The organism is Streptomyces sp. RPA4-2 (assembly GCF_012273515.2).
Taxonomy (GTDB): Bacteria; Actinomycetota; Actinomycetes; order Streptomycetales; family Streptomycetaceae; genus Streptomyces; species Streptomyces kaempferi.
This window is the reverse complement of record NZ_CP050975.2, coordinates 3,153,000-3,170,901: the sequence shown is the minus strand read 5'-3', so window position 1 is coordinate 3,170,901 and position 17,902 is coordinate 3,153,000. Positions and strand designations below refer to the sequence as shown.

The following is a 17,902-nucleotide window of genomic DNA, read 5'->3' as shown; positions in this document are numbered from 1 at the left end:
TCGGCGACGCCCATCCCCGGCGGCCCCGCTCACGCCCCTTCTTTGAGCACGCGCGAGATCAGCTCCCTCTGCTCCTCCGTGAGGCTCGGGTCGGCCGCGTACACCGTCCTGCCGTCGACCGTGATCTCGTAGCTGAAACCGTCCGGGACCCCGGCGGGGCGGGTGCCCCGGCCGGCGGCGACCGCCCGCTCGGCCAGGGCCTGCCACTCACGGCCGTCGGCCCGCCCCGAGGTGTCCATCTCGGCCCGGCGCTCGATGCCCGCGAATCCGCCCGTGCGCCTCACCTGAATACGCATGGGTCCTGTCTAGTACGGATCGGACGCCGGGGCTACGACGTCGCGACCCCGACCTGCTCCCAGGCCTTCGTCACCCCTTGCAGTTCCTCGCCCTCCCCGTACCGGCTGCGCGCCCGGGCGACCGTCAGCTCGGCGAAGTCGGCGAAGCTCGCCTGCGACTGCAGCTCGCCGCCGGTGAGGACGTCGTACCAGATCTGCCCGGCACGCTCCCAGGCGTGGCCGCCGAGTGCCTGGGCGACGAGGTAGAAGGCGTGATTGGGGATGCCGGAGTTGATGTGGACGCCGCCGTTGTCGCGGCCGGTGCGCACATAACCGTCCATCGTCGCGGGCTGCGGGTCCTTGCCGAGCACGTCGTCGTCGTAGGCGCTGCCCGGTTCCTTCATGGAACGCAGCGCCTGGCCGGTGACCCGCGGGGCGAGCAGTCCGGCGCCGATCAGCCAGTCGGCCTCGGCCGCGGTCTGGCCGAGCGTGTACTGCTTGATCAGCGAGCCGAAGACGTCGGACATGGACTCGTTGAGCGCGCCCGGCTGGCCGAAGTAGGTGAGGTTCGCCGTGTACTGGGTGACGCCGTGGGTCAGCTCGTGGCCGATGACGTCGACCGGGATGGTGAAGTCGAGGAAGATCTCGCCGTCGCCGTCCCCGAACACCATCTGCTCGCCGTTCCAGAAGGCGTTGTTGTAGTCCCGGTCGAAGTGCACGCTCGCGTCGAGGGGAAGTCCCTCGCCGTTGATCGAGTTGCGGGCGTAGGCGTTCAGGTACAGGTCGAAGGTGGCCCCCAGGCCGGCGTACGCGCGGTTGACGGTGGCGTCCTTGCCGGGGTCTTCGCCCTCGCCGCGGACCTTCTTGCCGGGCAGGTCCTGCTGGTGGCGGGCGTCGTAGACGGTGCGCCGCGGCTTGTCCGCGGGCGCGTCCGGCGGCGCTGCCACCGTGGGCGCGCCGATGACCGTGGTCAGCCGGCGGTGGGTGCGCTCGAAGGCGTCGCGCTCCAGGGTGCGGCGCGCGGGCCCGGAGAGCGCGGGGTCCTCGTGCTGGGCCAGCGTGTCGAGGACGTGGGGCGGCACGATGGTGCAGAAGACAGGCTCGAAGCCTGCCGCGTTGGCGGTCATGCCCGGCACGATTGCACTGAGTCACGCCGGTGTCACTACCGGCGACCAAGATCGTGTGAAATGCGGTGATAGGGAGTGCCTCCGTCCGCTCCTGAGTGGTATGAAGGCTCACCCTGAGTGATGTGACGTACGTCTTGTCTGTTTTCTACCTTTTTCTTCCTTATGGGTCGGCGATCCCGCATACTGATACAGCCCCCCGTACGGAGCGTGGCTCGGCTAGGCTGCGGAGCATCATGCGTTTCGGGCTGCTTCTCCTTAGCTGCCGCGGCGAGGGCCTGTAGTCGAGGCCGACTCCCTCCCCGCGGAGTTCGGCGTTGCGCCGTCGGCCGTCCTTCCGGACACCCTCTGAGGAGCCCACGCATCATGCCGAACTTCCAGCAGCCCACCGCCATGCCGACTCACAAGTACGGCACGTACGAGCAGGTGGACATCCCGGACCGCACCTGGCCGGGCCAGCGTGTCACCGTCGCCCCCCGCTGGCTGTCGACGGACCTGCGGGACGGCAACCAGGCGCTCATCGACCCGATGTCCCCGGCCCGCAAGCGCGAGATGTTCGACCTGCTGGTGCGGATGGGCTACAAGGAGATCGAGGTCGGCTTCCCGGCCTCCGGCCAGACGGACTTCGACTTCGTCCGCTCGATCATCGAGGACGAGACGGCCATCCCGGACGACGTCACGATCTCCGTGCTGACCCAGGCCCGCGAGGACCTGATCGAGCGCACGGTGGAGTCCCTGGTGGGCGCCAGGCGCGCCACGGTCCACCTGTACAACGCGACGGCCCCCGTCTTCCGCCGGGTCGTCTTCCGCGGCTCCAAGGAGCAGATCAAGCAGATCGCCGTCGACGGCACCCGGCTGGTCATGGAGTACGCCGAGAAGCTGCTCGACGAGCGCACCGCCTTCGGCTACCAGTACAGCCCCGAGATCTTCACCGACACCGAGCTGGACTTCGCCCTGGAGGTCTGCGAGGCCGTCATGGACGTCTGGCAGCCCGGCCCGGGCCGGGAGATCATCCTGAACCTGCCCGCCACGGTGGAGCGCTCGACCCCCTCGACGCACGCGGACCGCTTCGAGTGGATGGGCCGCAACCTCTCCCGCCGCGAGTACGTCTGCCTGTCCGTCCACCCGCACAACGACCGCGGCACGGCCGTCGCCGCCGCCGAGCTGGCCCTGATGGCCGGCGCCGACCGCATCGAGGGCTGCCTGTTCGGCCAGGGCGAGCGCACCGGCAACGTCGACCTGGTCACCCTGGGCATGAACCTGTTCTCGCAGGGCGTCGACCCACAGATCGACTTCTCGGACATCGACGAGGTCCGCCGCACCGCCGAGTACTGCAACCAGATGGAGGTCCACGCCCGTCACCCGTACGTCGGCGACCTCGTCTACACCTCCTTCTCCGGCTCCCACCAGGACGCCATCAAGAAGGGCTTCGACGCCATGGAGGCCGACGCGGCCGCGAAGGGCGTCACCGTCGACGACATCGAGTGGGCCGTCCCGTACCTGCCCATCGACCCGAAGGACGTCGGCCGCAGCTACGAGGCCGTCATCCGCGTCAACTCGCAGTCCGGCAAGGGCGGCATCGCGTACGTCCTGAAGAACGACCACAAGCTGGACCTGCCGCGCCGGATGCAGATCGAGTTCTCGAAGATCATCCAGGCCAAGACGGACGCCGAGGGCGGCGAGGTCACCCCGAAGGACATCTGGGGCATCTTCCAGGACGAGTACCTGCCGAACCCCGGGAACGCGTGGGGCCGCATCCAGGTCAAGACCGGCCAGACCACGACCGACCGCGACGGCATCGACTCGCTGACCGTCGAGGCCTCGGTGGACGGCACCGACACCGTCCTGACCGGTACCGGCAACGGTCCGATCTCCGCGTTCTTCGACGCCCTGCAGTCCATCGGCGTCGACGTACGCCTGCTGGACTACCAGGAGCACACGATGAGCGAGGGCGCGTCCGCGCAGGCCGCCTCCTACATCGAGTGCGCGATCGGTGACAAGGTCCTGTGGGGAATCGGGATCGACGCGAATACGACACGAGCTTCGCTGAAGGCCGTGGTCTCCGCCGTCAACCGCGCGGCCCGCTGACCACTCTGACCGGCGTTTTCCTGGCCCCGTCCGCCTTTTGAGGCGGGCGGGGCCACGTCGTTTACCGGCCAATCCCCGTGAAGATCACGGAGAGGTCTCGTCCGGGGTACTGACTCCACCTCAACAATGTGGCTAACATCACGCCAGCGCGGCGATGTTGCCGCGGCGTTACGGAGGTGTGCGACGGTGCTGCCAGGGTGGGGACGAAACGGTCGTGCAGTTCAGGTTCCCCGCATCCTGGGCACCCGTACCGCGTGGACCACCATGGGGGACGGCGAGTTCTTCTGTCCGGGCTGTGGAGGCGACCGCAACTACCAGCGCCTCACCGGCCGCCGCCGCTTCACCCTCCTCGGCGTACCGGTCCTGCCGCGCGGTGAGACGGGCCCCGTCGTCGAGTGCGCCGCCTGCCGCCGCCACTACGGCGCGGACGTCCTCGACCACCCCACCACCACCCGCTTCTCCGCGATGCTCCGCGACGCCGTCCACACCGTCGCGCTCGCCGTGCTCGCGGCCGGCGGCACCTGCTCCCGCACGGCCCTGGAGACCGCGGCCGTCGCGGTGCGCTCGGCCGGCTTCGACGACTGCACCGAGGACCAGCTCGCCGCGCTCGTCGAGGCCCTCGCCGCGGACACCGGCCGGCTCTTCGGAGAACCCTGCGGGGCGGGCCTCGCGATAGAGCTCCACGAGGCCCTGGACCCGCTCGCTCCGCACCTCGCGTCGGCCGGCCGTGAATCGATCCTGCTCCAGGGGGCCCGGATCGCCCTGGCCGACGGGCCCTACACGCCCGCCGAACGGGACGTCCTGTCCACCGTCGGCGCGGCGCTGACGATCTGCGCGGACGAGGTGACACGGCTCCTGGTCGCGGCGCGCACGCCGTCCTAGACCCCGGCACGGAAGTGTGAGGGCGGTCACGCGGGGTAATCTGAGTGCTACGTGAAGTAGCACGCCTCGTGGTGTGCGAGGCGAGAGCGAGGAACCCCTGAGACGCAGCCTCGCCGCCGCGCTGACCGCGGGCCTCCTCGCCGCTCCCGCCGCCGTCGGGACCGCGTCCGCGGCCTCCCCGTCAGGGTCCCACTGCGCGGCCTCCGTGCCGTACACCGCGGGCCAGGACGGCTACGCCGCTTACCGCATCCCGGCCGTCGTCCGGACCGGCGCGGGCACGGTGCTCGCCTTCGCCGAGGGGCGGCACGACGGCGGGGGCGACACGGGGGACATCGACGTCGTCCTGAGACGGTCCGCCGACGGAGGCTGTACGTGGGGTCCGCTGCGGGTCGTCGCGGACGGCGGCGGGGACACCCGGGGCAATCCCGCGCCCGTCGTGGACCCCCGCAGCGGCCGCGTCGTCCTGCTCACCTGCTTCAACGGCGGCGCGGTGACCGAGGCGCGGATCATGAGGGGCGAGGCCACGAGGGGTCTCGGCCGCCGTGTCTTCGTCCAGACGAGCCGTGACGACGGCCGGCACTTCTCCGCTCCCCGGGAGATCACCGGCGCGGTGAAGCGGCCGGGATGGCGGTGGTACGCCACGGGACCCGGGCACGCGATCGCCCTGCGGCACGGGCCGCACGCCGGGCGGCTGGTGGTTCCCGCCGACCACTCCTCCGCGCCGCCGCCCGGCTCCGCCGACACCGGCCGGGAGGCCAAGTACTACGGCGGGCACGCCCTCTACAGCGACGACGGCGGGCTGGACTGGCGGCTCGGGTTCGTCGACGACTCGTACGACGGACGGCTCAACGTCAACGAGAGCGGTGTGGCCGAACTTCCCGACGGGCGGCTGTACTTCAGTGCGCGGGACGAGAACGGTACGGGGGGTTCGGGCGGGCATCGGCTGGACGCCTACTCCGGTGACGGCGGACAGACGCTGTCCCGGCCGTACGCCGTCCAGCCGGCGCTGAACGAGGTGCCCGTGGTCCAGGGCGGCGTCCTGCAGCCGCCCGGCCGGCACGCTCCCCTTCTCTTCTCCGGGCCGTCCGTGCCTCACGCGCGGCGGGGCATGGCGTTGTGGCGCAGTACGGACTCCGGCGTCACGTTCACCAGGACGATGACGCTCTCCTCGCGGCCGGCCGCCTACTCGGACCTCGTGCCGCTCGGTTCCGGGCGGGTGGGGATCCTCTACGAGACGGGGGAGTCGGGCCCGTACGCCCGCATCGAGTTCCGGCTTACTCGCAGCGGCTGTTCCCGCCCCCGCCGCCCCTACCCGACCCGTCCCGTAGCTGGGGCTCCGCCCCAGACCCCGCCAGGGGGCGCTGCGCCCCTGGACCCCCTTGCTTTCGCCCGAAGGAGCTCGTCCTCAAACGCCGGACGGGCTGGGTAGTCAGCCCGTCCGGCGTTTGAGGACAAGGCCCTTAAGGTAGAGCGGGGGTCTGGGGGCGGAGCCCCCAGGTACGGGATGGGTCGGGTAGGGGCGGCGGGGGCGGGAGAAGCGCCTACAGAAGGCCCGCCGTCGCCAAATACTTGCCCACCCGCTCAACCTCCCCCCTCAGACAACGGCACCTGCGGCTCCGCCGTCGCCGGACACGAGATCACCCCCCGCAGATACAGCGCGGCCTTGAACGCCCCGAGCGCGGCCGACCCACTCCCCATCCGCCCGGGATCGCCGACCCCCACCATCCCGAACAACACGCACAACCGCTCCTGCTCGGCACGGGCCCGCTCCCAGTCCCCCTCCCGGCAGAGCCGGTCGATCCGCACATACCCGTGCGGATCGACGTTGGCGAGACCGGGCACCGCCCCGTCCGCCCCCAGCGCGAGCGCCGAGTCGACGACGAGTTCGGATCCGGTGAGGACACTGAATCCGGTGACACCGGGATGCGTCCTCGCCCCCGTCACCACCGCACGGAAGCCGCTCAGGTCACCGCTGGAGTCCTTGAGACCGGCCAGCACCCCGTCCGCGGCCAGTTCGAGCACCAGCTCCGCGCCCAGCTTGGTGTGGACGGACACCGGCAGGTCGTAGGCGAAGACGGGCACGGACGAGCGGGCGGCGATCAGACGGTAGTGCCGGGCGATCTCCGCCGGGTGGGTACGGGCGTAGAAGGGCGCCGTGGCCACCACCGCGTCCGCCCCCGCCGCGGTGACCGACGCGACATGGTCGAGCACCCTGGGGGTCGTCATGTCGATCACACCCGCCAGCAGGGGCAGCCGGCCGCCGAGGTGCGCCTTCACCGTCTCCACCACCAGCCGGCGCTGCGCATCGGTCAGATACGCCGCCTCCGAGGACGAGCCGAGCACGAACAGGCCGTCGACCCCGGCGTCCACCAGATGGTCCACGAGGTTGATGAGCGAGGGAACGTCCACCTCGCGGTCCGGTGTCAGGGGCGTGCAGACGGGCGGTACGACACCGGTCAGCGGGGCGGGGATCGGCATGGAGGCTCCCTAGGGCTGATGCTGGTGATGCTGGGCGGGGATGTCGGCCACGGGGGGAGAGACCGCCACGGCCTGTGCCACCAGGTCGCGCGTCGACTCGCCCTCCTCCACAGGATGGTGGCACCGGAAGCGGTGTCCGGGGTCCGACGTGGCCGTGAAGCCCGGCATGGCGGACGCGCACGTGTCGTCCGCCTTCCAGCAGCGGGTGCGGAAGGGGCAGCCGGTCGGCGGGCGGGTGGCCGAGGGCACCGGGCCCGCCAGGGGGATGGGGTCGATCGGTGCCAGCAGACCCGGCGTGGCCGAGAAGAGGGCCCGGGTGTACGGGTGCCGGGCCCGGTCGGTGACCTCGGCAGCCGGGGACTCCTCCACGATCCGGCCGAGGTACATGGTGACCACCCGGTCGCTCATCCTGCGTACCGTCTGGATGTCGTGCGAGACGAACACCAGCGCGAGCCCGAGCCGCTCCTTGAGGTCCAGCAGGAGGTTGAGGATCTGGGCGCGGACCGACACGTCCAGCGCGCTCGTCGGCTCGTCGGCCACCACCAGGTCCGGGTCCAGGGCGAGGGCGCGCGCGATGGCCACCCGCTGGCGCTGGCCGCCGGAGAGCTGCCCCGGCAGGGCCTCCGCCAGGGCCCGGGGCAGACCCACCAGGGACATCAACTCCCGCACCCGCAGCTCACGTCCGGCCGGCGTTCCGCGCCGGTGCACGTCCAGCGGGTCGCGCAGGATCCGTCGTACGGACAGCCGGCGGTTCAGCGCCGTCGACGGGTCCTGGAAGATCATGCCCGTGTTGCCGCCGACGGCCGCGCGCCGCTCGGCGGGCTTCATCGACCAGAGGTCGCGACCGCCGAACGTCACCGTGCCGGACGTCGGCCGCTGGACGCCCACCAGCACCTTCGCGAGTGTCGACTTCCCGCAGCCGGACTCGCCGACGACCCCGACCGTCTCGCCGGGCGCGACGGTGAGATCGACGCCGGTCAGGGCGTACACCCGGTCGCGGGCGAACAGGCTGCCGCTGCGGGCGCGGTGGACGACGTGGGTGTCCGCGAGCCGGACGAGTGCGGTCATGAGACGGTCTCGCTCTCCGTGGTCGTCAGTACCACCGCCGGATGATGGCAGGCCGCCGTGTGCGCCGGGGTGCCCAGCAGGGCGGGTCTCGTCGTCCGGCACACCTCCGTCGCCGACGGACAGCGGTCGGCGAACCGGCAGCCCGCCGGGAAGTCGGCGGGGGAGGGCACGACCCCCTTGATCTGTGTCATGCGGGTGGCCGCCGACTCCAGGGACAGGACACTGCCCAGCAGGCCCCGCGTGTAGGGGTGGGCGGGCGACTGGACCAGGTCCGCCGTCACGCCCGTCTCCACGATCCGGCCGCCGTACATCACCACCACCCGGTCCGTGACGTCCGCGACGAGTGCCAGGTCGTGCGAGACCAGGACCAGCGCGAAGCCCAGTTCCTCGCGCAACCGCAGGAGCAGCGTGATGATCTGCGCCTGGACGGTCACGTCGAGGGCCGTCGTCGGTTCGTCGGCGACGATCAGCCGGGGGCCGCGGGAGAGGGCCATCGCGATCAGGACGCGCTGGCGCTGGCCGCCGGAGAGCTCGTGGGGGTAACTGCGCAGCGTGCGGCCGGGATCGAGGCCGACCAGCGACAGCAGTTCGGCGGGGGAGCGCCTGCCGCCCCTGCGCACCACCTGCTTCAGCTGGGCCCGGATCGTCATGGCCGGGTTCAGCGACGACAGCGCGTCCTGGTAGACCATCGCCATCTCGTGGCCCAGCAGCCGTCGCCGCACCCGCATCGGCTCGCCCACCAACTGCGTCCCGTCGAAGAGGACCCGTCCGCGCACCCGGGCCCCCGGCGGCTCCAGGCCCATCACCGCGAGCGCCGTCAGTGACTTCCCGCAGCCCGACTCGCCCACCAGGCCCAGGACTTCACCCGGGCGCACCTCGAAACCGATCCCGTCGACGATGTCGACGCCCCGGTGCCGGGCGTCGAAGCCGATGGCGAGGTCCTCGACGCGGAGGACCGGCGGGCCGGTGGGCAGCGGGCGGGCCCGGGAACGCAGCCGGGCCGCCGCCCGCGCGAGATCCGGCAGTTCGAGGACCGTTCCGCCGCCCGGTTCCGGCGTCTCCAGCCGGTCCCCGCCGGTCTCCACCTCCCGCGCGGGCGGTGCCGCCCACGCGTCGGAGACCCCCTCGGAGAGGACGTTCAGCGACAGCACGGTGATCAGCATCAGCAGGCCGGGGAAGACCGTCGCCCACCAGCCGCCGGTGAGCACCATGTTCTTGCCGTCCGCGATGACACTGCCCCAGGAGGGGTCCGGCGGCCGGACGCCCGCGCCGATGAAGGACAGCGACGCCTCGAAGACGATCGCCTCCGCGACCTGGACCGTGCAGAACACGAGGACGGGGGCGGCGCAGTTGACGGCCACGTGCCGCAGCACGATGTGCGGTGTGCGGGCACCGATGACCCGTTCGGCCGTCACATAGTCCTCGCCGTACTGGTCGAGCACGTTCGCCCGGACGACCCTGGCCACCGGCGGGGTGAACAGGAACGCGATCGCGCAGGTCAGGACCGTGATGCCGCCGCCGAAGACCGCGACCAGGACGGCGGCCAGCGCGATACCGGGGAACGCCATCACCACGTCCAGGCAGCGCATCAGCGTCTCGTCGACCGCCTTGCGGGAGGTCGCCGCGACCGCGCCGAGGAGCGCGCCCACGACCAGGGCCAGCGCGGTGGCGCCGAGGCCGATCGCGAGGGACCAGCGGGCGCCGTACATCAGCCGGCTGAGGATGTCCCGGCCGAGGCTGTCCTGCCCCATCCAGTGTCCGGCGGACGGGTGCCCGCTGCCGTCGGCCCGCGGCTGCTGGTCGAGCGGGTCGTGCGGGGCGAGGAGCGGGGCGAACAGGGCCAGCAGGACGACGACGGCCAGGAAGCAGACGGCGATCCGGGACAGGACGGGAAGCCTGCGCAGTCGGATCCCGGGCCGGGAGAGGGCCACGGCGAGGCTCTTGCGCGTGATGATCATCGAGCGGCGTCCCTCAGGCGTGGATTGACCAGCAGATACAGGATGTCGATGACGAGGTTCACGACCACGAAGCCGGTGGCCGTCGTCAGGACGACCCCCTGGACGACCGCCGGGTCGCCGTTCTGCACGGCGTCGATCATCAGCTTGCCCATCCCGGGCAGCGAGAAGATCGTCTCGATGACGACCGCGCCGCCCAGCAGATAGCCGACCCGCAGCCCCAGCACGGTCAGGGGGTTGATCAGGGCGTTGCGGAGCACGTTCCGCCCGACCACGACCAGCGGCGGCAGGCCGCTCCCGACCGCCGTCCGTACGTAGTCCTTGTCCAGTTCCTCGACCACGGCCGTACGGACGATCCGGGTGAGCTGCGCGGCGACCGGCAGGGAGAGCGCGAAGGCCGGCAGCGTCATCGTTCTCAGCCAGCCGCTCAGCGAGTCACCGGGGTTGACGTATCCGCCGGTCGGGAACCAGCCCAGGTCCACGGCCAGGTACTGGATCATCAGCAGCGCCAGCCAGAAGCCGGGCGCCGCGACCCCGGTCAGCGACACGACCCGGATGACCTGGTCGGGCAGCCGGTCGCGGTGGAGCGCGGCGGTGACCCCGCCGAGCAGCGCCAGTACCACCGCGATGCCCAGGCCCAGGAAGGTCAGCTGGAGGGTGAGCGGCAGTGCGGTGGTGACCTGGTCGACGACCGGCGCCCGGGTCAGGGCACTGGTGCCCAGGTCGCCGTGGAGCAGGGCGCCGACGAAGTGGACGTAGCGGACGGGGAAGGGGTCGAGCAGGCCGTTGCGTTCCCGGAAGTCGTGCAGCTGCCGCGGAGTGGGGTTGGCGCCCTGGAAGAACGCGGACGCCGGGTCGACGTCCGAGAAGCGCATCACCAGGAAGACGAACAGCACGATGCCGAGCAGCAGCGGGACGAGCAGGGCGATACGGCGGGTCAGGATGCGGACGATGGCCGTCATCGGTGAACTCCCCGGCCCGTCATGCCCACTTGGCCTGGAGGAGGTTGATGCCCGGGTAGGGCTGGGCCCTGATCCCCGAGAGCCTCCCGGGATCCCAGGCCGTCATCAGCTCGTTGTGCACCACCGGGTAGAGCACGGCCTGTTCGGCGACGACCTCGACGTAGTCCTGGATCATCGCCTTCTTCCGGTCGGGGTCCGGTTCCCGCGTCGCCCGGTCCATGTCCGTGAAGAGCCGGCGGGCGACCGGGTCGTCGGCCCAGCGGGCGTACTGCATCCACAGGTTCCGCGGGCCGTAGTTGTAGTGCATGATCAGGTCCGCGTCGAGACCGAACTGGTTGGGGTTCGAGGCGGCGGCGACGACCTGGTAGTCCTGCTTCTGGTCCATCTTGGTGAACACGGCCGTCGTCTCCTGCGGCGAGAGCGTGGTCTCGACGCCGATCGCGTCCCAGGACGCCTTGATCGTCGGCAGACAGTCCACGATCCAGCTGACGTTCACCGCCAGGATGTCGACCTTGAGGCCCGACACCCCGGCGGCCTTCAGGAGCTTCTTCGCCTTCTCGGGGTCGTACCCGTAGACGGTCTTCGCGGACCGGTAGGCCGGGTTGCCCTCGTTGAGGAACGAACTCGACGGCCTGCCGTGCCCCCTGAGGGCGACCTCGACCATCTTGCCGGTGTCGATGGCGTAGTGCAGCGCCTGGCGCACCCGTACGTCGTCGAAGGGCTTGTGCCGGGTGTTGAACATCAGGAAGAGGTTGTTCATCCCCGCGCCGCCCTGGACGCTCATGCCGCCCTTCTTGAGCTGCTCGATGTTGGCGTACGGGATGTTGTCGGCGATCTGCGCGCCGGCGCTGGCGCCCGAGATCTTCGCGACGCGCGGGGCCGCGTCCACGATCGTCAGCCAGTTCATCCGCTTGAAGGCGGGCGGGCGCGGGCCGTTGTAGCCGGCGAAGGCCTCGAAGGTGGTGTTCGACTTGGGGTGGTGGGCGGTCTGCCGGTAGGGCCCGGAGCCGACCGCCTTCCCCTTGATCGCGTCGTCCCAGGCGCCCGGCCGGGAGAAGACGTGCCGTGGCATGACCTTCGCCAGGGTCAGCCGTGAAAGGCCGTCGGGGAAGGGGAACTTGAGGATCAGCTCGACCGTCGAGGCGTCGACCCCGCGGACCTCCTTCAGCCAGCTCTCGAAGAATCCCTTGGCGAGGGTCTGGGTGTTCGGGTCGAGAATCCGGTCGAAGACGAAGACCACGTCGTCGGCGGTGACGGGTTTGCCGTCGTGGAAGGTGGCCCCGGCCCGCAGTGTGAACTTCCACGAGGTGCCGGTGAGGTCGGAGGGGACCTCGGTGGCCAGGGCCGCGTAGGGCTCCCGCGAGATCGGGTCGGTGTCGAGCAGACCCTCGTAGATGTGGTGGTTGGCGGCCATGGAGAAGGCGGACGCGGTCTGGGTCGGGTCCCAGCTTCCGTCGTTCCCATAGCCGATGACCGCGGTGAGCGTGGCGTCCTTGCCGCCCTTCCCGCCACCGGTGTCGTTGGTGGACTGCGGGCCGGACGAACAGGCGGCCAGCGACGAGGAGAGGGCGGCGGCAGCGCCGAGCGCGCCCGTGTACTTCAGGAACGACCGGCGGTGCGGCGCCGGGAGGTCGGTCACGTCGCGCACGGTTCCTCCAGTGGGGAGAGGTGGTCCGAGAGACAGAGATACGACGTCCTACGTCATAGGGGCAGCGTGACCATAGGGAGCGGCTGTGAGGGCGGTCAAGGGCTCGCACACGAATGGCGTATCTTCCAGAGGTGCGACCAATGAAGCCTTGACATACGGGTAGTTGGTGCTGAATCCGCCCGGAGGTGGGACGTCGGATGTCCAGTGAGCGTACGATGCGGCGCATGGCCGAGGAGACCGGGAGCCGGCGCGGGCCCGAGCGCCGGGTGAGCAGCCAGATCCAGCGCGAGGTCATGCAGCTGATCCTCGACCGCAGGCTCCAGGCGGGCGCCCCGCTGCCCACCGAGACGGAGCTGATGAACGGCCTCGGTGTCAGCCGCAACTCCGTCCGCGAGGCACTGAAGGCCCTGCAGGCGCTCGACATAGTCGATATCCGGCACGGATACGGCACCTATGTCGGCCAGGCCTCCCTGACCCCCTTCGTCGACGGCCTCACCTTCCGCACGCTCGCCCGGCAGGACGACACGAACGAGACCGGGGCGCTGGCGGAGATCCTCCAGGTCCGCGAGGTCCTGGAGGAGGGGCTGATCCACCGGGTCGCGGCGGTGCTCACCGAGACGGAACTCGACCGGCTCGAAGCCGTCGTGGCCGAGATGGAGGAGGCGGGCCGCGCGGGCCGTCCCTTCCCCGAACTCGACCGGGAATTCCACGAACTGCTGTACGCCCCGCTGGGCAACGCGCTGGTGCCGCAGCTGCTCGGCGCCTTCTGGACGGTTTTCAGCCGGGTCGCCGGCGTCCGCGGCTGGACGGACGACCCGGCACCCGAGGTGACCGTCCGCCGCCACCGGGACATCGTCACGGCGCTGCGTGCCCGCGACGTCGAGGCCGCGCAGCGCGCGATGGCCGACCACTTCCGGGGTATCGAGGCGAGGGCGGCGCAGGAGTCGCGCGGGGTGAGCTGACCCGGCTCCGGGGCGAGGCGGGGCACGGGGCCGGACCCCGAGTCCCCACGCGGCCCCGGAGCCGCCGCCCCGGACCCCGGCTCAGATGTCGAGCCGCCACACCTGGAGTTCGTTCGTGTCCTCGTCGACCGTGCACCAGCTGCCATCGCCCAGGGCCAGGGGAACACCGGACACCGGGAACGGATAGCCGACCTCGCCGAGCAGGCGCATGTCGCGTGCGTCGACCAGCCAGTGCCGCCCCGCCCCGAACTCCTCGTCGGCCTCGACGGTGCCCGTGATGACGGTGTGCTCGTCGAGGAATCCGGCGTAGTAGTCCCAGTGCACCTCGGGCTCGTCGTTCTCCGGCGGGAGCGCGGGATGGGGCGCGACGGCCTCCTCGGCGTCCAGCTCGCGGACGACCGAGCCGTCCGCGGCCCGGTGCAGGGCGAGGAGTTCCTGATAGTGAGTGACCGTCAGGAAGCTCTCGCCGGAAGGGCTCACCGCGAGCAGGATCCGGTCGTCGTCACCGATCCGGTCGACGGAGAGCCGTTCGCCGTCCCAGCGGCCCCACAGCAGCGGCACCCCGTCCTGGCCCTCGCCGACGCTCAGCCCCATCTGGCCCGGGTCCGGGTGCGACACGTGGTCCGAGCCGGCGGCCACTGTCTGCGCGTCGGCCTCCCCGAGCACCGTCCCGTCGGCCGCGTCGAGCACCAGCCACTCGTCGAGCACCTCCGGGTCCTCGCCGTCCTCGGCCAGCGGTCCGCGGACATGGGCCCACACGAGCTTGCCGTCCGCGGAGAAGACCGCCGAGCCGCTGTCGGCGTACAAGTGGTCGCGGCTGTCGGCGTATTCGTCGACCGAGGTGTGCAACTCCCGGCAGCCGCCCTCCCAGCAGCCGTGCCGCACCTCCCACAGGGTCACGCCGTGTCTGTCCACCGCCCGTATCGCGTGGACGCCGGCGAAGACCGCGGCGTCCAGGCCCGGCGCGACCGTGCGCGTACCGAACCGGCGCCGCCACGGCGCCGGGAAGCGTGCCACCGCGGCCTCGCCCGCGAGCGCCTCGGCCAGGTCGTACGCGGCGAGTTGGGCGTCGTCGCTCTGCAGGACGAGTGTCCGGTCCGGTAGGCACAGCACGTCCGGAGCGCCGGCCGTGGCCGAGTCCAGCGGGCCGGCGAGCGTGGTGACGAGACGGGCGCTCGCGGACATGGTTCCTCCAGTGCGGGTGATGCGAGACGGCGTTGGGTGCACAGTACGGCCGCCGGCCGACATCGCCGCACGCGCCCGCCCGTACGGCCTCTCACACGGCGCCCGCTTCGAAGCGGGCGCGCGCGACGCGCGAGTTGACCGGCATCACGGAGCGGGAGCGCGAGGTGCTGACCCGGCTCCTGTCCGAGCCGGACGCCCGCGACCGGGTCCAGTTGGTGATCATCGCCCATGAGGCGGGACCGGTGTCGGCCACCGACCGCCGACAGGCGCCGGAACGGGCGAGAGCGTCGCCGCCGTGAGCCACCGGCGGGATCGTGGTGGTACGGCGAACGGGGTACGCCACGAAATACCCCGCACGGTCCCTTAAGCCGCCGCCCTCCGTCGGATTCAGCGCGCCGCACTCGAAAGGACCATCGGGTTCCAGGTTTTTTCGATTCACGACGACGCATCCGAACGTGTTTTGCGAATGGGCCGTTCGAGCTGTCCGGTGCCGTTCCGGAAGGAAATCGCACACCGTCTGTCGTGCACCCTTGGCCACAGGTCAAACGTCCTATGACGTGCAGCACTTGTGGAGGACAGACTCCTGCCGAGTGTAGGTGCACAGTGGCACCACGGAGACGCGAAGCGTGAAACTCCGAAAGTCCGGGGAACAGGGTGAGGGCACAACACTCGGCGCCCCGCGCCGAAGAGGCGGAGGTAACGGTGAAGGAATTGCGGGCACCACGGAAGAAGACCGGAATTACGTTGCCGCCGCACCGGACCGACCGGGCGGCGCTGCGGTGAAGCCGCCGCCGGGGCCGCCGGTCGGCTCGTACGCCGTGGACGTGGGCAGCGGAAGGGTGGGGATGGTCATGGGACACGTGGGGCCGTACGTACAGCTGAGGCCGCTCGGCGGCGGCAGGGAGTGGGACTGCGATCCGGGCGCGGTGCGCCGGGCCACCCCGGCGGAACGGCTCAGCGCGGCCACCGCGTACGCCAACGCACGCAGCCGCGGCGAGGTCCCCTGAAGGGGGCGACGGGAGCGGGCGGAACGAAAGGGGCCCGCCCGGACCGGGGCGCGGGCGCCGTAGGCGAGAATGGACCCCATGAGTCTGTTCCGCGACGACGGCATCGTGCTGCGCACCCAGAAGCTGGGTGAGGCGGACCGGATCATCACGTTGCTCACGCGCGGTCACGGACGGGTACGGGCCGTGGCGCGCGGCGTGCGGCGCACCAAGTCGAAGTTCGGAGCGCGCCTCGAACCCTTCTCCCACGTGGACGTGCAGTTCTTCGCACGGGGCAGCGACCTGATCGGGCGCGGCCTGCCGCTGTGCACACAGAGCGAGACGATCGCCCCGTACGGCGGCGGGATCGTCACGGACTACGCGCGGTACACGGCCGGGACGGCCATGCTGGAGACCGCCGAGCGGTTCACGGACCACGAGGGCGAGCCCGCGGTGCAGCAGTACCTGCTACTCGTCGGGGGGCTGCGCACCCTCGCCCGCGGTGAGCACGAACCGCACCTCGTCCTCGACGCCTTCCTGCTGCGCTCCCTCGCCGTGAACGGTTACGCACCCAGTTTCAGCGCCTGCGCCAAGTGCGGGATGCCGGGACCGAATCGGTTCTTCTCGGTCGCCGCGGGAGGTTCCGTCTGCGTCGACTGCCGGGTGCCCGGCAGCGTCGTACCCTCGGCAGGGGCCCTCGAACTCCTGGGCGCACTGCTCACGGGAGACTGGGAGACCGCGGACGCGTGCGAGCCGCGGTTCGTCCGGGAGGGCAGCGGGCTGGTTTCGGCCTATCTGCACTGGCACCTGGAGCGCGGGCTGCGCTCACTGCGGTACGTCGAGAAGTGATGAAGTAGCGCAGGGCAACGGACGCAAGACCTAGGGAGACGAGAAACACATGGTGGTACGCGGGTTCCTGGGGCGCCAGCGCCGCGAGTACGAGACGCCGGAGCCGCACCCGTCGGGTGCCCGCGCGCCCAAGCTCCCCGGCGAGCTGGTCCCCAACCACGTGGCGATCGTCATGGACGGGAACGGCCGCTGGGCCAAGGAGCGCGGGTTGCCCCGCACCGAGGGGCACAAGATCGGCGCCGAGCGGGTGCTGGACGTGCTGCAGGGCGCGATCGAGGCCGGGGTCGGGGCCATCTCCCTGTACGCGTTCTCCACCGAGAACTGGAAGCGTTCGCCCGACGAGGTGCGCTTCCTGATGAACTTCAACCGTGACTTCATCCGCAAGACGCGTGACCAGCTCGACGCGCTCGGCATCCGGGTGCGCTGGGTGGGCCGGATGCCCAAGCTGTGGAAGTCGGTCGCCAAGGAGCTCCAGGTCGCCCAGGAGCAGACCAAGGACAACGACCGGCTCACTCTGTACTTCTGCATGAACTACGGCGGCCGCGCGGAGATCGCGGACGCGGCGCAGGCCCTGGCGGAGGATGTGCGGGCGGGCCGGCTCGACCCGGACAAGGTCACGGAGAAGACCTTCGCGAAGTACCTGTACTACCCGGACATGCCGGACGTGGACCTGTTCCTGCGGCCCAGCGGCGAGCAGCGCACCTCCAACTACCTGCTCTGGCAGAGCGCCTACGCCGAGATGGTCTTCCAGGACGTCCTGTGGCCCGACTTCGACCGCCGTGACCTGTGGCGCGCCTGTGTGGAGTTCGCCCAGCGCGACCGCCGCTTCGGTGGCGCCGTCCCGAACGAGGACCTCCTCGCCATGGAGGAAGCGATGCGGGGCCGGCCGGAAGGGACCTGACAGCGCCGGACGCCGAGAGGCGCCGAGAGACAGCGAGAGGGGCTGCCCGGCCGGGCAGCCCCTCTCGCTGTCTCTGTCTCGCGCTGTCGCGCGTCAGCCCTTGGCGGCGGCGCACTCCGCACAGGTGCCGAAGATCTCCACGGTGTGGGCGACGTTCACATAGCCGTGCTCCGCCGCGATCGCCTCGGCCCACTTCTCGACGGCCGGGCCCTCGACCTCGACCGCCTTGCCGCAGACCCGGCAGACGAGGTGGTGGTGGTGCTCGCCGCTGGAGCAACGGCGGTAGACGGACTCGCCGTCGGAGGTGCGCAGCACGTCCACCTCGCCCGCGTCGGCGAGGTTCTGCAGCGTGCGGTACACGGTGGTGAGCCCGACGGAGTCACCCTTGTGCTTGAGCATGTCGTGGAGCTCCTGCGCACTGCGGAACTCGTCCACCTCGTCGAGCGCCGCCGCCACGGCGGCACGCTGCCGGGTGGAGCGGCCCCGAACGGGCGATCCAGCGGTAGTCACCGTTGCCTCCTCGCGTCTGCCCTTGCCCGGCC

General features: G+C 71.0%; 15 protein-coding genes and 2 pseudogenes. 8 read left to right on the top strand and 9 right to left on the bottom strand.

Annotated features, from left to right (window positions below; genetic code table 11):
* Nucleotides 1–29: 29 nt before the first annotated feature.
* Complete coding sequence (locus HEP85_RS13705) at nucleotides 30–296, bottom strand: protealysin inhibitor emfourin (protein WP_168528028.1); 267 nt, start codon at nucleotides 294–296, stop codon at nucleotides 30–32.
* A 32-nt stretch (nucleotides 297–328) separates the two neighbouring features.
* Nucleotides 329–1,402 (bottom strand): M4 family metallopeptidase, encoded by a 1,074-nt coding sequence (locus HEP85_RS13700; RefSeq protein WP_168528027.1) that lies wholly within the window; start codon nucleotides 1,400–1,402, stop codon nucleotides 329–331.
* Between the two features lie 363 nt (nucleotides 1,403–1,765).
* On the opposite strand from HEP85_RS13700, the gene leuA reads away from it, so the two are divergent.
* The 3 genes from leuA to HEP85_RS13685 all read left to right on the top strand — a co-directional run bounded on the left by leuA (nucleotide 1,766) and on the right by HEP85_RS13685 (nucleotide 5,798).
* Nucleotides 1,766–3,487: a 2-isopropylmalate synthase gene (gene leuA, locus HEP85_RS13695; RefSeq protein WP_168528026.1), complete on the top strand. Its 1,722-nt coding sequence runs from the start codon at nucleotides 1,766–1,768 to the stop codon at nucleotides 3,485–3,487.
* A 186-nt stretch (nucleotides 3,488–3,673) separates the two neighbouring features.
* On the top strand, nucleotides 3,674–4,369 hold the full coding sequence (locus HEP85_RS13690) for a TerB family tellurite resistance protein (protein WP_168528025.1): 696 nt from the start codon (nucleotides 3,674–3,676) through the stop codon (nucleotides 4,367–4,369).
* Between the two features lie 73 nt (nucleotides 4,370–4,442).
* Entirely contained in the window at nucleotides 4,443–5,798 is a 1,356-nt protein-coding gene (locus HEP85_RS13685) for an exo-alpha-sialidase (RefSeq protein WP_369657706.1), read from the top strand.
* Nucleotides 5,799–5,910: 112 nt separating this feature from the next.
* Here HEP85_RS13685 and HEP85_RS13680 read toward each other — a convergent pair.
* From HEP85_RS13680 to HEP85_RS13660, 5 genes and pseudogenes are all read right to left on the bottom strand, one after another.
* Nucleotides 5,911–6,847, bottom strand: a pseudogene (locus HEP85_RS13680) (dihydrodipicolinate synthase family protein).
* 9 nt (nucleotides 6,848–6,856) lie between these two features.
* On the bottom strand, nucleotides 6,857–7,915 hold the full coding sequence (locus HEP85_RS13675) for an oligopeptide/dipeptide ABC transporter ATP-binding protein (protein ID WP_369657705.1): 1,059 nt from the start codon (nucleotides 7,913–7,915) through the stop codon (nucleotides 6,857–6,859).
* The gene (locus HEP85_RS13670; protein WP_168528023.1) at nucleotides 7,912–9,873 is read right to left on the bottom strand and encodes a dipeptide/oligopeptide/nickel ABC transporter permease/ATP-binding protein; all 1,962 of its coding nucleotides are present in this window, start codon (nucleotides 9,871–9,873) and stop codon (nucleotides 7,912–7,914) included. The genes HEP85_RS13675 and HEP85_RS13670 overlap by 4 nt, the downstream gene beginning before the upstream one ends.
* Nucleotides 9,870–10,832: an ABC transporter permease gene (locus HEP85_RS13665; RefSeq protein WP_168528022.1), complete on the bottom strand. Its 963-nt coding sequence runs from the start codon at nucleotides 10,830–10,832 to the stop codon at nucleotides 9,870–9,872. The genes HEP85_RS13670 and HEP85_RS13665 overlap by 4 nt, the downstream gene beginning before the upstream one ends.
* Nucleotides 10,833–10,851: 19 nt before the next feature.
* Entirely contained in the window at nucleotides 10,852–12,480 is a 1,629-nt protein-coding gene (locus HEP85_RS13660; RefSeq protein WP_168528021.1) for an ABC transporter substrate-binding protein, read from the bottom strand.
* Between the two features lie 215 nt (nucleotides 12,481–12,695).
* Here HEP85_RS13660 and HEP85_RS13655 point away from each other — a divergent pair, with 215 nt between their 5' ends.
* Nucleotides 12,696–13,442 carry a FadR/GntR family transcriptional regulator gene (locus HEP85_RS13655; protein ID WP_211118216.1) on the top strand — a complete coding sequence of 249 codons (747 nt, stop codon included), beginning with the start codon at nucleotides 12,696–12,698 and terminating at the stop codon, nucleotides 13,440–13,442.
* An 81-nt stretch (nucleotides 13,443–13,523) separates the two neighbouring features.
* On the opposite strand, the gene HEP85_RS13650 is transcribed toward HEP85_RS13655, so the two are convergent.
* Nucleotides 13,524–14,627, bottom strand: a complete 1,104-nt coding sequence (locus HEP85_RS13650) for a hypothetical protein (protein WP_168528020.1) — start codon at nucleotides 14,625–14,627, stop codon at nucleotides 13,524–13,526.
* Nucleotides 14,628–14,755: 128 nt separating this feature from the next.
* Here HEP85_RS13650 and HEP85_RS13645 point away from each other — a divergent pair.
* From HEP85_RS13645 to HEP85_RS13630, 4 genes and pseudogenes are all read left to right on the top strand, one after another.
* A pseudogene (locus tag HEP85_RS13645) lies at nucleotides 14,756–14,926 on the top strand (DNA-binding response regulator); the annotation flags it as partial.
* Nucleotides 14,927–15,406: 480 nt separating this feature from the next.
* Complete coding sequence (locus tag HEP85_RS13640; protein ID WP_248001915.1) at nucleotides 15,407–15,634, top strand: hypothetical protein; 228 nt, start codon at nucleotides 15,407–15,409, stop codon at nucleotides 15,632–15,634.
* 78 nt (nucleotides 15,635–15,712) lie between these two features.
* On the top strand, nucleotides 15,713–16,459 hold the full coding sequence (gene recO / locus HEP85_RS13635) for a DNA repair protein RecO (protein WP_168528019.1): 747 nt from the start codon (nucleotides 15,713–15,715) through the stop codon (nucleotides 16,457–16,459).
* Between the two features lie 49 nt (nucleotides 16,460–16,508).
* A complete protein-coding gene (locus HEP85_RS13630; protein WP_329287771.1) occupies nucleotides 16,509–17,360 on the top strand; it encodes an isoprenyl transferase in 852 nt (283 codons plus the stop codon).
* 93 nt (nucleotides 17,361–17,453) lie between these two features.
* Here HEP85_RS13630 and HEP85_RS13625 read toward each other — a convergent pair whose 3' ends face one another.
* Nucleotides 17,454–17,870 carry a Fur family transcriptional regulator gene (locus HEP85_RS13625; protein WP_168528018.1) on the bottom strand — a complete coding sequence of 139 codons (417 nt, stop codon included), beginning with the start codon at nucleotides 17,868–17,870 and terminating at the stop codon, nucleotides 17,454–17,456.
* Nucleotides 17,871–17,902: the final 32 nt, after the last annotated feature.